Genomic DNA, 13,982 nt, shown 5'->3' with positions numbered 1-13,982 from the left:
TGAACGCGCCGACCTTACCGGCTTTGCCCCGCCCGGGAAAGCGGCGACATGGCGTGTAACAACGTTTCTTCAGGCGAAGGCGCCTATTGAAAGGACCGCTGGGGATAGAGCTCACCTATGAGCTGGATTGTTAAACCGTATTTCCTTAATCTTCGCTCCCTCGATACGCTGCACCCATTCTTTTCCAGGACTGTCGAACCCAAGCCTTCCCCAAGTGCGTCAACGGTCCTTTTTTATTCGCGCCGCTCACCCGGCGTTCCGGCCCGCAAGGTCCGGTCAACAGGAGCAGGTCATGTCTGAAGTGCGTCATTCGCGAGTGATTATTCTCGGTTCCGGCCCTGCCGGTTACAGCGCTGCGGTTTATGCGGCCCGTGCCAACCTCAAGCCGCTGCTGATCACCGGCATGCAGGCCGGCGGTCAATTGACCACCACCACCGAAGTCGACAACTGGCCGGGCGACGTCCACGGCCTGACCGGCCCGGCCTTGATGGAGCGCATGAAGGAACACGCCGAGCGTTTCGAGACCGAGATCGTTTTCGACCACATCAATGCCGTGGATTTCGCCGCCAAGCCCTACACCCTGACCGGCGACAGCGCGACCTACACCTGCGATGCCCTGATCATCGCTACCGGCGCCAGCGCTCGTTACCTGGGCCTGCCGTCGGAAGAAGCCTTCATGGGCAAAGGTGTTTCCGCCTGCGCCACCTGCGATGGTTTCTTCTACCGCAACAAGCCTGTGGCAGTGGTCGGTGGTGGTAACACCGCCGTTGAAGAAGCGCTGTACCTGGCCAACATCGCCAGCACGGTCACCCTGATCCACCGTCGCGAGACTTTCCGCGCCGAGAAGATCCTGATCGACAAGCTCAATGCCCGCGTCGCCGAAGGCAAGATCATCCTCAAGCTCAACGCGACCCTGGACGAAGTACTGGGCGACAACATGGGCGTGACCGGTGCCCGCCTGAAGAACAACGACGGCAGCTTCGACGAGATCAAGGTTGACGGCGTCTTCATCGCCATCGGCCACACCCCGAACACCTCGCTGTTCGAAGGCCAGCTGGAACTCAAGGACGGCTACCTGGTGGTCAAGGGCGGCCGCGACGGCAACGCCACTGCCACCAGCATCGAAGGTATCTTCGCGGCCGGCGACGTGGCCGACCACGTCTACCGCCAGGCGATCACCTCGGCCGGTGCCGGCTGCATGGCAGCCCTGGACACCGAGCGCTACCTGGATGGCCTGCAGAACGCTTCGTTCTGATTCAGCGGGTACAAAAAAACCGGCTTCGGCCGGTTTTTTTGTGCCTGTCACAAGATCAACGGATGGATGCTGGACCCTGTGGGAGCGGGCTTGCTCGCGAAGGCGGTGTATCAGTCAACGTTGATATTGACTGATACACCGCCTTCGCGAGCAAGCCCGCTCCCACAAGGGTTCTGCGGTGTTTGAAAAATCAGTGGCCCAACAACTGCAACCGCTGGCGCACCGCCGCTTCGATCCCTGCCTCATCCAGCCCGCACTCGGCCAGCATCTGCGCCGGCTTGGCGTGTTCGACATAGAGGTCCGGCAAGCCCAGGTGCAGCACGGACTTGAGGATGTTTTCCCGGGCCAGGAATTCGCTGACCGCCGCGCCGGCGCCGCCCATGATGGCGTTTTCCTCAAGGGTGACCAGTAGGTCATGGCTGTCGGCCATCTCGCGCACCAGGGCTTCGTCCAGGGGTTTGACGAAGCGCATGTCCACCACGGTGGCGTCCAGCGTCTCGGCGACTTTCAGGGCTTCGGCCAGTTGCACGCCGAACACCAGCAGGGCGGTTTGCTTGCCCTGGCGGCGGATCACACCCTTGCCGATCTCGATGGGCTCGAGGTCGGTCGAGATCGGCGCGTTCGGGCCGGTGCCACGTGGGTAACGCACTGCCGCCGGGCCATTGAACAGGTGGCCGGTGGTAAGCATTTTGCGCAGCTCGTTTTCATCGCTCGGGGTCATCACCAGCATGCCGGGGATGCAGCGCAGGAACGACAGGTCGAAGCTGCCGGCGTGGGTCGGGCCGTCTTCGCCCACCAGGCCGGCGCGGTCGATGGCGAACAGCACGTCGAGGTTCTGTACGGCGACGTCATGAATCAGTTGGTCGTAGGCCCGTTGCAGGAACGTCGAATAGATCGCCACCACCGGCTTGGCGCCTTCACAGGCCATGCCGGCAGCGAGGGTCACGGCGTGCTGCTCGGCAATCGCCACGTCGAAATAGCGCTGCGGGTAGCGTTCGCTGAAGGCCACCAGGTCCGAGCCTTCCTTCATCGCCGGGGTGATGCCCACCAGGCGCGGGTCGGCGGCGGCCATGTCGCACAGCCATTGGCCGAAGACGCCGGAGTACTTCGGTCCGCCGGCCTTTTTCGGCGTGGCCGCCGGAGCGTCCAGGGGTTCGAGCTTGGTGATGGCGTGGTAGCCGATCGGGTCGACTTCCGCGGGGGCGAAGCCTTTGCCTTTCTTGGTGACCACGTGCAGGAACTGCGGGCCCTTGAGGTCGCGCATGTTGCGCAGGGTGGCGATCAGCGTGGGCAGGTCATGGCCGTCGATGGGGCCGATGTAGTTCCAGCCCAGTTCTTCGAACAGCGTGCCGGGGACCAGCATGCCCTTGGCGTATTCTTCGGTACGGCGGGCGATTTCCCAGGCGCCGGGCAGGCGCGACAGCACTTTCTTGCTGCCTTCGCGCATGCTGGCGTAGGTGCGGCTGGAGAGGATCTTCGCCAGGTAGTTGGACAAACCGCCAACGTTGCGCGAAATCGACATGTCGTTGTCGTTGAGGATCACCAGCATGTTGGCGTCGACTTCCGGCGCGTGGTTCAGCGCCTCGAAGGCCATGCCCGCCGTCAGTGCGCCGTCGCCGATCACGGCAATGGCCTTGCGCTCGCTGTTTTGCAGGCGGGCGGCAATCGCCATGCCCAGGGCGGCGCTGATGGAGGTGCTGGAGTGACCGACGCCAAAGGTGTCGTATTCGCTCTCGGCGCGGCGCGGGAAGGCGGCGATACCGTCCTTCTGACGCAGCGTGCCCATGCGCTCGCGACGACCGGTGAGGATCTTGTGCGGGTAGGCCTGGTGCCCGACGTCCCACACCAGCCGGTCGTCCGGGGTGTCGAACACGTAATGCAACGCGATCGTCAGCTCGATGACGCCCAGGCCCGCGCCGAAGTGCCCACCGGTCTGGCCGACCGTGTAGAGCAGCTCCAGGCGCAACTCATCGGCCAGGGTTTCCAGCTCGGCTTCACCCAGGCGACGCAGGCCGTCCGGCGTGTTGGCGCGGTCCAGCAGGGGCGTGGTCGGGCGCTTGCGGGGAATCTCTTGAAACGTCGTGGGCATCAGGCGAATCGTTATAGGTATAGAAAGAGGCGGCAGTTTACCTTATGCATCGCAAGCTGCCCACGCGTAGGCCGGAACTTGGCCGATACGCACTTATGAATGGGTTGACCCTGTCTCAGCTGCGTCGTTCGACGATATAACGCGCCAAGTCGCGCAACGGCTCGGCCGCCGCGTCAAAGGGTCGCAGCGCGGCCAGGGCCTGGTCGCGCAACTCCAGGGCATAGGCCTTGGCGGCGTCGAGGCCGAGCAGGGCCGGGTAGGTCGGCTTGTCGCGGGCGATGTCGGCGCCCTGGCGCTTGCCCAGGGTCTGGGTATCGCTTTCGACGTCGAGGATGTCGTCCTGCACCTGGAACGCCAGGCCGATGGCCCGGGCGTAGGTCTGCAAGGCTTGCAGCTGGGCGGGCGTGGCCCGGCCGCTGGCCAGGGCGCCGAGCTGTACGCTGGCTTCGATCAAGGCGCCGGTCTTGTGTCGGTGCATGTATTCCAGGGCGCTCTGGTCCAGCTTCAGGCCCACTGAGCCCAAGTCGATGGCCTGGCCGCCGACCATTCCGGCTGGGCCTGCCGCCAGCGCCAGGGCACTGACCATGTCCAGGCGAACCTGCGCCGGGCAATCGCTCAGGGCCGGATCCAGCAGGGCGCTGAAAGCCAGGCTCTGCAAACCGTCGCCGGCCAGGATCGCGCAGGCTTCGTCGAATTGCTTGTGGGTGGTGGGCTGGCCGCGACGCAGGTCGTCGTCGTCCATGGCCGGCAAATCGTCGTGCACCAGCGAATACGCGTGGATCAACTCCACCGCACAGGCCGCGCCGTTGGCCTGTTCGGCCGCGCCGCCCAAGGCTTCGCACGCGGCGTAGGCCAATAACGGCCGAACACGCTTGCCGCCGTTCATCACGCTGTAGCGCATGGCTTCGTACAGGCGCGCCAGCTCCGGGCTCGGGGCGCTGAACAAGCTATCCAATGCAGCATTGACCCGGGCCTGGCTGCTGGCCTGATAGGCGCCGATCATTCAGGCTGTTCCGCGTCGAAAGGTTCTTCGGTCAGCTCACCGTCACGCTCGAGCAGCAATTGCACCTTCTGCTCGGCCTGGGCCAGTGCCGCCTGGCAGTCGCGAGTCAAGCCGATACCTTGCTCGAAGGCGGTCAGCGAGTCTTCCAGCGACAATTCGCCGTTCTCCAGTCGTTCGACCAGCGTTTGCAGGTCGGCCAGAGATTGTTCGAAATCCAGTGCAGCTTTTTTGCGGGCCATGGCGGCTATTCCGGTTGACTGTTAAACCGGCGCGACACTAGCAGACATGGGGGGTTCGGGCAAATCAGGACCGCCGGGCGTCACCCCGATCAGCAAGGATGTCGGAACCTGTGGCGAGGGGATTTATCCCCGCTGGGTTGCGAAGCAGCCCTAAAAGCTGACACCTCGGAGTGTCAGCTGGATTGAGCCCTCAGCTTTGGGGTCGCTTCGCAACCCAGCGGGGATAAATCCCCTCGCCACAAATGATCTCAATCAGCGGGATAGTTGATTCGGTAACGGGTGCTGCGCCCGCCGCCGGGCATCCGCTCCAGGCAACCTTTCTCCAGCAGTTCCGCCAGGTGTCGCGTTGCTGTTGCCTTGGAGACCTTGGCCACGGCTTGATATTGAGCGGCGCTGATCCCCTGCCCGAAGCCTTTTTCGCCGCCATCGAGCAACCGGTTCAGCACTTTGGTCTGTTCAGGTGTGAGTGCCGAAGCGCGATGGGCCTGCCAGAACCGGGTCTTGCCCAGCACGCTTTCGATCTGTGTCATCGCTTTATGCAGGCTGCGCAACAGTGTCTGCAGGAACCAAGTCAGCCAGCCGGTGATATCCAGCGTGGCTTTCTGGCTGTTTTCCAGGATTCGGTAATAACCGGCGCGGTCGTCCAGGATGCTCACGGACATGGCGTAGAAACGGATCGCCTGAGCCTCACCCTGGGCCAATGCCAAATCGGTCAGGGTGCGGGTCAGGCGACCATTGCCATCGTCGAATGGATGCAGGGTAACAAACCAGAAATGAGCAATGCCGGCACGCAGTAGCGGATCGAGGCTGGCCTGATGGCGACTGGCTTCGAACCAGTCGACGAACGTTTGCAATTGCTGTTCAAGGCCCTGGCGAGGCGGCGCCTCGAAGTGAACGATAGGTCGGTCCAGCCTGCCCGAAACCACTTGCATCGGTTCGTCCCCGCGCAGCGCGCCTACGCGGATCTGTCGATAGGCAAGGTCGCTTGTTTGATCAGGAAACAACCACTCGTGCCATTCCAGCAAGCGTTCGACCGTCAGGGGCTGGTTGAAGTGCCGGGTCGCGTCCAGCAACAGGTTCGCCAAGCCTTCGCTGCGTTGGCTGACCGGCGTGTCGTCGACGTGCTCGAGGCCCAGGCGGCGAGCGAGGGACGAGCGCACCGAGCCGACATTCAATTGTTCTCCTTCGATAGCCGAAGAGGTCACGATGTTTTGCAGCAAGGCATCCAGTTCGTTCTGGGCGCTGAGCGAAGCCGTGACCGCGCCCGTCATGCCGAGCAATTGACCTTGTGTCTGCACGCATTCGCGTAGCAGGGGTGCCAATGCTTCAGCTTGCCAGCGGAAGTCGGGCCAGTCGGGCTGTTGCCAGATCCAATGGGGTGTCATGCGCCTGTCCAAAGATGAATGAGCCGAATAATAGCGCTATTCGGCTCATCTTGTGAGCCGAATAAGCCCTCTATTCGGCTCACGCCCCCCTCAGTACGTGATTTCCCACACAGAATCGCGCGTTCCCCGATTGTGAAAAAACCGTCAAATCGATACTCTTCGCGCCATCTACGGCCCCCTTGCGACGGGGCCTTCAGACGAAACCTGAATAATGACAAGCGCGCTGAGGATTAGCGCCGGGTTGCGTCGTGCATGGCAGGAGGCATACGTGCGTTTTCTTTCTTTATTGATCGTGTTGCTCGGCGCGCCGTTGGCGTCGGCGCAGCCTTCTGCCGAGATGTCGGAGCCGGTGGGCGGTTGGCGCTACAGCGGCTTGCTCGATCGCACCGAAAATCCGCAAGTCGCCTATCCCACACCGCCCATCGACCGGGGCGTGCAGCGCAATCGTACGATGATCGAGGGCCGACTCAAGGCCATGGGCACGGCTCGCCAGCCCCACAGCCTGGCGGTCAACGGCAATCCACTGAATCTCTATACCGACGACGAGGGGCGTTTCGCCCGGCCGTATGCGTTCGGCGCCGGCTCCAACAGCGTCGAGGTGCGCAGCTCCGAAGGCCAGTCCCTCAAGCGCGTGCAATTTTATGAAGCCAACAACCTGCGCACCCCGGCGCAGATCCGCGTGGTGCTGGGCTGGGACGATCCGAAGGCCGAACTCGATCTGCATATCGTCACACCCGACGGCCAACATGCGTTCTTCGGCCAACCGGCGCTGAGCAACGGCGGTGGTCTCGACCCGGATGGCGTCGATGGCCCCGGCCCTGAAATGTTCACCATGACCGCGCCGATGCACGGCACCTACCTGGTCTACGTGAACTATTGGGGTAACTACGGCAGCGGTGGCTACAACTTCGATGAGACCAGTAACCAGAACGAGGTGATCACCTCGCAGATCAACCTGGTGCTCAACGAAAACACCGTCGATGAAAAACGCGAGACCTTTGTCGTGCCTCTGCGCGCCATTGGCGATCTGTTGCTGGTCAAGACTTTCAACTACTAAGTATCCGCTCCACGGATGAACAGGCCCTTGTGAATATGAGCGACAACACTGCTTCCCCGACCACGCCGACACCTGTCGCCAAACCTGTGCGCCGCTGGCCGGCGATACTGATCGGGCTGTGCCTGGTCGCCGGTGTGGCCGCCGGGCTGGGCTGGTTCATCAACAAGCCCAAGGCGCCGCCCATGGAGTTGGCGTTGGAAAAGCTCGGCGTGAGCCGTCCCGACGGCTTGCTCGAGGCCCATTCCCTGAGCCAGTTGCCCAAGGACCTGTTGGCGGTGCCGTTCCTCAAGGCCACGCTCACCGAGGACTTCGTCTTCTATTACGAGGCCCATGCCGACCGTCTCGGGCTGATCGGCAGCCTGCGCCGGATCATCTACGAGCATGACCTCAAACTGCAGGACAGCCTGATCGAAACGCTTTTCGACCAGCCGGCCGATGTCGCGCTGTGGCGCGGTGCGGACGGTCGCCTCAAGGACTTCCTGTTGGTGATGGACCGCGGTGGCCTGGCCAAGGTGCTGGAACCGTTGGCGAAAGTCGCCCTGGATGACACGCAACTGAGCAAGCTCAGCGACCTGAAGGTCGGCGGTGACGACGTTGCGCTCTACCAGCTCAGCTACAACGCCAGCAAATCCCTGGTCTTCGCCTCCCATGGCGACAAGCTGGTGGTGCTGTCCAACCCGACCAAGCTCTACGACAAAGGCAATGGTCCTACCGATGAACCCGGCATGGTCTCGACCCAGGCTCTCGAAGCACTGCTGGCCGGTGAAAAACTGTTCCCGGAAGCCTTCGGCCTGCAGCCCAAGGCGCCTGAGGTCAAGCAACGCATCTCGGTCAACGCCAGCGTGCTCGCCATGGGCTACCAGCGTTTCATCCCGAACTTCGCCGGCTTGCGTTTCGACATGGACGACAAGGGCTGGCACAGCTTCCTGGCGATGGACGAGCTGGAAAACCAGCCGGACTTCGACTTCAAGCCGATCTGGCAAGCCATGCCCATGGGCGCCAGTGCCTGCGTGGCCTTGCCCCTGGCCGCCGAGCAACAGAAACCGTTGCTGGTAAAACTCGGCGCCGACGAAAAAGCCGCCCAGGCCATGGTCGACCATGTGGCCGGCGCGGCGGGCCTGTGCTGGTACGCCGATTCGCGCCTGTACACGCCGCTGTTGGTGGCGAGCCTGAATGAAGACGACGGCAAGCTTGATGCCGACCTGGGCAACCTGTTCGGTTCGATGGTCGGCGCCTATGAAAACAACGTTGCCGAGCATGCATTCCCGGTGGTCGAGAAGCAGCAAGGCTCGACGCACCAGTGGCTGCGTCAGGTCAGCTCCAATTTCGGCCCTTACCTGGCCAAGGAAGCAGAGCAACCCGACGCGATTACCGGCAAGGCGTTCCTGCGGGTCAGCCTGGCGCGCCACGGTTCGACCTTGCTGTTCTCCCTCGATGACAAACTCGTGGACAAGGCCCTGGGCACCCTCGACAAACGCTTCCCACCCATGGCCGACGTGGTGCCCAAGGACCTGCTGATGCCGGTCTACTTCGGCCCGGACTCCATGGCGCAACTGATGCAGCGCGAAACCCTCGACAGCTTGCCCCAGGACATGGAGCCGGTGTTCTACAACGCCGCGCAAACCTACCTGATCCCGAAACTGCGCACCCTCGGCGGCTACGGCAAATACGCCCTGACCTTGCCTGAAGGCAGCGAGCCGGACGGCCACTGGCAGTGGCTGCCGCTGGAATGGAAAGCGCTGTGACAGCACTGATCCGCAACCCCGCGTTGACGCTGCTGCTGGCATTGCTCCTCGGCGGGCCTGCGCTTGCCGTCGAGGCGCCTTCGCTGGATGCGCAGCAATCCCAGGTTTTCCGCGCCTGGTTCGTGCGCATCGCCCAGGAACAGCTGACCAAAGGCCCGAGCCCGCGCTGGTATCAGCAGGATTGCGCCGGTCTGGTGCGCTTCGCCGCCAACGAAGCGCTCAAGGTCCACGATGAAAAATGGCTGCACAGCAATGGCCTGTCCAATCGCTACCTGCCGCCGGAACTGCCACTGAGCGATGCGCAACGGCGCCTCGCCCAGCAGTGGCAACAGGGCGGCGGCAAGGTCGGGCCTTACGTCAACGCCATCAAGCTGATCCAGTTCAACAGCCGCCTGGTGGGCCGGGATGTCACCCAGGCCCGCCCCGGCGACCTGATGTTCTTCGATCAGGGCGACGACCAGCACCTGATGATCTGGATGGGCCGCTACATCGCCTATCACACCGGCACCACAACCCCTACCGACAACGGCATGCGCTCCGCAAGCCTGCAACAACTCATGAACTGGAAGGACACCCGATGGATACCCGACGCAGCCAACCCCAACTTCATCGGCGTCTATCGACTCAACTTTCTCTCCCAATGACCGGTGCCCGCATGCTGCGCTTGTGTTCAAAATTGCCCCTGCTGTTTGCCCTGTTGCTGGCACCTGTCGTGAATGCCGAAGACACGGTGGAGCCCAGCGGTTACACGCCGGTGTCCGGTGAAAGCTTCTTCCTGCTGGCCGACAGCAGCTTTGCCAGCGACGAGCAGGCCATGGTCCGCCTCGAAGCGCCGGGCCGCGACTACCGCCGGTTTCGCATGGAGCCTTACGGCGGCGCCGATATCCGCGTCTATCGCATCGACAAGCCGCTGGATTTCCTCAAGCGCCAGAAGAACCTGCACCGCGTGGTCAGCGACGGCCAGTTCAAGGGCGAAGGCCTGTCGAACACCCTCGCGTACCTGTGGGACAACTGGTACCGCAAGTCCCGTCGAGTGATGCAGCGGGCGTTCTCCTACGAGTCGCGCCAGCAAGTCACTGAAGAAGTGCCGGAACTGAAGATCGGCAACGCCCTGGTCGCGCCGACACCGTACGACGCTCCAGCGCAATTCGCCTTGATCCCGGGCTTGCCGGTGGTCAGTCAGTTCCGTTATCCGCTGTGGCAGGCCAAGCCGATCCAGCCGCCTGCGGGCGTCAACCTGGCCGGCTCGTCCAGCCAGTTTGTCAACGTCGCGCCGGGCAACGTCTATGTACCGCTGGGCCAGTTGAAGCCCGGCCTGTACCTGGTGGAAGCGCTGATCGGCAAATACCGCGCAACCACCATGGTCTTCGTCTCCAACACCGTGGCCGTGAGCAAGATTGCCGGCGATGAACTGCTGGTCTGGGCCGCACGCAAGCATGAAGGGCGTTCGGTGCCCAAGGTCAACGTACTGTGGACCGACGGCCTGGGCGTGATGAGCAGCGGTGCCACCGATGAAGACGGCCTGCTGCGCCTCAAGCACGTCAGCCCGGAGCGTTCGTTCGTCATCGGTGAAGACGAGGAGGGCGGGGTATTCGTCTCGGAAAACTTCTACTACGACAGCGAAATCTACGACACCAAGCTCTATGCCTTCACCGACCGGCCGCTGTACCGGCCAGGGGATTGGGTATCGCTGAAAATCGTTGGTCGTGAGTTCAAGAACGCCCGTGATTCGGTGCAACCGACTGCCGCCGACGTCAATGTCAGCGTGCTGGACGCCACCGGCACCGCGCTGCAAACCCTGGCCCTGAAGCTGGACTCCAAAGCCGGCACCCAAGGCCGTTTCCAGCTGCCGGAAAACGCAGTGGCCGGCGGTTATGAGTTGCGCTTCAGCTACAAGGACCAGCTCTACAGCAGCGCCTTTCGCGTAGCCGAATACATCAAGCCGCACTTCGAGATCGCCCTGAACCTGGCCAAGCAGGATTACCGCACTGGCGAGCCGGTCAAGGGCAACCTCGTGCTGCTCTACCCGGACGGCAAGCCTGTGGTGAATGCCAAGGTGAGCCTGAGCTTGCGCGCCCAACAACTGTCGATGGTCGATAACGAGCTGCAATACCTGGGGCAATTCCCGGTCGAGCTGACCAGCAGCGAAGTGACCACCGATGCCAAGGGCAACGCGACCCTCGACTTGCCGGCCGCCGACAAGCCGAGCCGCTACACGCTCACCGTGTTCGCCAGCGATGGCGCGGCGTATCGGGTCAAGACCACCAAGGAAATCCTCATCGACCGTGGCGCGGCGAATTTCCGCCTGAGCGCTCCCCAGCGGTTCAGCGCCGCCGGCCAGAAGGTGTCGTTCAGCTACGCCAACGAAGGCGGCAACGAGCAAGCCAAGGCTGTGACGCCGGGCAGCTATGCCTGGGTGCGCCTGGAAGACCAGAGCATCGGCGAAGGCAAGCTGGCGGCCAAGGACAAGGGCTTCAGCCTGACCTTCGAGCGCCCTGGCACCTACAACCTGACGCTCAAGGACGACCATGGCCGGGTCATTGGCGCCGCCACCCACGCGGTAACCGGTGAAGGCATCAAGGCCGTGCCGGGCACTGTCGAGATCGTCTTCGACAAGCCTGAATACAAGACCGGTGACGAAGCGCTGGCGCTGATCACCTTCCCGGAACCGGTCAGCGATGCGCTGCTGTCGCTTGAGCGGGACAAAGTCGAGGCCACGGCGCTGCTGTCCAAGGGCGGCGACTGGCTGAAGATGGAAAAACTCAGCGACACCCAATACCGCGCGCGCATTGCCGTGAAGGATAGCTTTGCGCCCAACCTGACCTTCTCGGTGCTGTACACCAAGGGCGGCCAGTACAGCTTCCAGAACGCTGGCATCAAAGTGGTCACGCCGCAGATCGACGTTGCTGTCGTCACGGATAAAGCCACTTATCGCCCTGGCGACACGGTGACCGTGGACCTGAGTACCCAGTTCGCCGGCAAGGCGGTCCCGGCGCACCTGACGGTCAGCGTGGTGGACGAAATGGTCTATGCCCTGCAACCGGAAGTGGCGCCGACCATCGATCAGTTCTTCTATCACCCGCGTCGCAACAACGTGCGCACCAGTGCCAGCCTGTCATTCATCAGCTACGACGTGGCGCTGCCAGGCAGCCCTGGCGCGCCGGGCAAGGCCAACCGCAGCGAACGCGGGGTCAAGGTGTTGGAGCGGCCGCGTCGTGAAGACGTCGACACCGCTGCGTGGCAACCGGAGCTGGTCACCGACGCCAACGGCAAGGCCCGTTTCACCTTCAAGATGCCGGACTCGCTGACCCGCTGGCGCATCACGGCCAAGGCGATTGCCGACGACGGCCAAGTGGGCCAGAAGAAGCAGTTCATCGCCTCGGAAAAACCGCTGTACCTGAAGTGGAGCGGCCCGACCCGTTTCCGCGTGGGCGACAAGCCGCAACTGGGCCTGTTCGCCTTCAGCCAGTCTGAAAAACCACTGAAGGCCGAGCTGCTGATCCGTTACGCCGGTGCTGAACAGCGCGTGGTGGCGGAGCTGAAAAACGGCATCAACTACGTGGCGCTGCCGGTCCTGGAACTGAGCAGTGGCGACTTGACCGTGCAGTTGCAATTGAATGGCGAAACCCAGGACGCTCTGGCGATGCACTTGAACGCCAGCGGCAACGGTTGGCAAGTCACCCAGAGCCAACGCCTGGATGTGGCGAGCGGCGATACCCCGCTGACCCTGCCGGCTGACGCCAGCGATATTCGCCTGCGTCTGGACGACAGCCCGCAAGCGTTGTTCCGTTCGGCTCTGGATGACCTGCTGAGCTATCCGTACGGTGGCGTCGAGCAGACCGCTAGCCGTCTGTTGCCGTTGAGCATTGCCTATCCGACCCTGGCGTCGAACCCGCAGATCCGCGACCGCTTGCGGTTGATCATGCAAAACAGCCGCTTGCGCCTGGTGCAGATGGCCGGACCGTCGGCGAGCTTCACCTGGTGGGGCCAGGACGGTGAGCCGGATGCCTTCCTCACCGCCTATGCCTATTACGCCGACTGGCACGCCAGCAAGGCCCTGGACCTGAGCCTGCCGCCGGAGCACTGGCAGCGGGTGCTGGAGGTCTACGCCAAGCAGGCCGGTAATACGCCGCTGCTGCAACGAGCGCTGATCCTGTCGTTCGCCAAGCAGATGCAACTGCCGGTGAACACCTTGCTCAGCGGCCTGATGGATGACCTGGCCAAAGCCAGTGAAGACAGTACCGAGAGCGTGCTGGACAGTGGCGAAGACAGCCTGGTCATGAGCGCCCCGGATTCGGCCCTTGGCTTGGCCAGCGCCCGTGTCCTGACCGCGTCCCTGGCGAAACAGGCGAAGGTGCCGTTGCCGGCGGCCTTCAGCCGTCAGGCCGATGCGGCGCAACAGCAACTGGAACTCAGCTCGCAGCCGTTCGTCGAGGCCCTGGTGCTGTCGTTACAGAGCTTTGATCAGGCCCGCGCCACTGCATTGCTGGAGCGCGTGTTGCCGCAGCAGTCCACCTTGGAACGGGCCCTGGCCCTGACCTGGTTGCAAGGCAGTATCGAACAGGCGGCGCCGGCCGTGGCCCTGGCACCGGGCGAAGGTTGGGCAGCCAAGCAGGGCGCAACCGGTGAAACCTATTGGCAGTGGCAGGGCGCGCAGCTTCCCACCATGCTGACCCTGACCGGTGCCCAGGAGCGTCCACTGCAAGCGGCATTGAGCTTCCAGAGCCAGCAACCGCCGGTAGCGCCGATGGCCGTGTCCATCACCCGTCGCCTGTCGCGTCTGGTGCCGGGCGACGAGGCCTTCACCTTCAAGCTCGAAGCCGTGGGCAACAAACCGCTGTCCAGCGACAGCCTCTACCTGGATGAAGTGATCATCAACAGCAAGGCCCCGACGCCACTGCGCTACGGCATGCTCGAAGTGCCGCTGCCGCCGGGCGCCGATGTGGAGCGCACCACCTGGGGTATCCAGTTGATGGGCAAGGCCGACAGCGAACCGACGTCCCTGGAAAAAGCCCGCTTCGAGCCCGGCCAGATGGCGTATGCGGTGCCGGTGGATGCCCTCAGTGGCGAGCTGCGCCTGCGGCACTTGGTGCGCTTCTCCCAGAAGGGTCAGTTCAGCTTGCCGCCGGTGCGCTTCACTCAGGTCTACGCGCCGCAACACCAGGCGCGGGAACAGAAACCGGCGCTCGGTCAGGTGACGGTCAACTGA

9 protein-coding genes are annotated in these 13,982 nt (G+C 63.2%); 5 read left to right on the top strand and 4 right to left on the bottom strand.

The annotated features are described in order from the left end of the window. Positions 1–292: 292 nt before the first annotated feature. On the top strand, positions 293–1,255 hold the full coding sequence (gene trxB, locus CFII68_RS04235) for a thioredoxin-disulfide reductase (protein ID WP_018612600.1): 963 nt from the start codon (positions 293–295) through the stop codon (positions 1,253–1,255). A gap of 190 nt (positions 1,256–1,445) precedes the next feature. Here the strand turns inward: trxB and dxs are convergent, their stop codons facing one another. The 4 genes from dxs to CFII68_RS04255 all read right to left on the bottom strand — a co-directional run bounded on the left by dxs (position 1,446) and on the right by CFII68_RS04255 (position 5,971). Then, on the bottom strand, positions 1,446–3,344 hold the full coding sequence (gene dxs / locus CFII68_RS04240; protein WP_018612598.1) for a 1-deoxy-D-xylulose-5-phosphate synthase: 1,899 nt from the start codon (positions 3,342–3,344) through the stop codon (positions 1,446–1,448). A gap of 115 nt (positions 3,345–3,459) precedes the next feature. Then, entirely contained in the window at positions 3,460–4,347 is an 888-nt protein-coding gene (gene ispA / locus CFII68_RS04245; RefSeq protein ID WP_018612597.1) for a (2E,6E)-farnesyl diphosphate synthase, read from the bottom strand. Further along, the gene (locus CFII68_RS04250; protein ID WP_003185917.1) at positions 4,344–4,586 is read right to left on the bottom strand and encodes an exodeoxyribonuclease VII small subunit; all 243 of its coding nucleotides are present in this window, start codon (positions 4,584–4,586) and stop codon (positions 4,344–4,346) included. The genes ispA and CFII68_RS04250 overlap by 4 nt, the downstream gene beginning before the upstream one ends. 248 nt (positions 4,587–4,834) lie before the next feature. After that, positions 4,835–5,971 carry a Fic family protein gene (locus CFII68_RS04255; protein WP_018612595.1) on the bottom strand — a complete coding sequence of 379 codons (1,137 nt, stop codon included), beginning with the start codon at positions 5,969–5,971 and terminating at the stop codon, positions 4,835–4,837. A 268-nt stretch (positions 5,972–6,239) separates the two neighbouring features. Between CFII68_RS04255 and CFII68_RS04260 the strand changes: the two genes are divergently transcribed. Genes CFII68_RS04260 through CFII68_RS04275 form a run of 4 tightly spaced genes read left to right on the top strand, consistent with a single transcriptional unit; the run spans position 6,240 to position 13,982 of the window. Next, entirely contained in the window at positions 6,240–7,028 is a 789-nt protein-coding gene (locus tag CFII68_RS04260) for a YfaP family protein (protein WP_018612593.1), read from the top strand. Between the two features lie 35 nt (positions 7,029–7,063). Then, complete coding sequence (locus CFII68_RS04265) at positions 7,064–8,773, top strand: DUF2138 domain-containing protein (RefSeq protein WP_018612591.1); 1,710 nt, start codon at positions 7,064–7,066, stop codon at positions 8,771–8,773. Further along, positions 8,758–9,417 (top strand): DUF1175 domain-containing protein, encoded by a 660-nt coding sequence (locus CFII68_RS04270; protein ID WP_033062878.1) that lies wholly within the window; start codon positions 8,758–8,760, stop codon positions 9,415–9,417. The genes CFII68_RS04265 and CFII68_RS04270 overlap by 16 nt, the downstream gene beginning before the upstream one ends. Further along, the gene (locus CFII68_RS04275) at positions 9,414–13,982 is read left to right on the top strand and encodes an alpha-2-macroglobulin (RefSeq protein ID WP_018612587.1); all 4,569 of its coding nucleotides are present in this window, start codon (positions 9,414–9,416) and stop codon (positions 13,980–13,982) included. Before CFII68_RS04270 ends, CFII68_RS04275 begins: the two co-directional genes overlap by 4 nt.

The organism is Pseudomonas sp. CFII68 (assembly GCF_000416195.1).
Taxonomy (GTDB): domain Bacteria; phylum Pseudomonadota; class Gammaproteobacteria; order Pseudomonadales; family Pseudomonadaceae; genus Aquipseudomonas; species Aquipseudomonas kilonensis.
This window is presented reverse-complemented; position numbering and strand designations above follow the sequence as displayed.

What these genes read in the sequence shown, in the direction of transcription:
- trxB (WP_018612600.1), top strand. Translation starts at nt 293, where the DNA reads ATGTCTGAAGTGCGTCATTCGCGAGTGATTATTCTCGGTTCCGGCCCT.
- dxs (WP_018612598.1), bottom strand. Translation starts at nt 3,344, where the DNA reads ATGCCCACGACGTTTCAAGAGATTCCCCGCAAGCGCCCGACCACGCCC.
- ispA (WP_018612597.1), bottom strand. Translation starts at nt 4,347, where the DNA reads ATGATCGGCGCCTATCAGGCCAGCAGCCAGGCCCGGGTCAATGCTGCA.
- CFII68_RS04250 (WP_003185917.1), bottom strand. Translation starts at nt 4,586, where the DNA reads ATGGCCCGCAAAAAAGCTGCACTGGATTTCGAACAATCTCTGGCCGAC.
- CFII68_RS04255 (WP_018612595.1), bottom strand. Translation starts at nt 5,971, where the DNA reads ATGACACCCCATTGGATCTGGCAACAGCCCGACTGGCCCGACTTCCGC.
- CFII68_RS04265 (WP_018612591.1), top strand. Translation starts at nt 7,064, where the DNA reads ATGAGCGACAACACTGCTTCCCCGACCACGCCGACACCTGTCGCCAAA.
- CFII68_RS04270 (WP_033062878.1), top strand. Translation starts at nt 8,758, where the DNA reads ATGGAAAGCGCTGTGACAGCACTGATCCGCAACCCCGCGTTGACGCTG.
- CFII68_RS04275 (WP_018612587.1), top strand. Translation starts at nt 9,414, where the DNA reads ATGACCGGTGCCCGCATGCTGCGCTTGTGTTCAAAATTGCCCCTGCTG.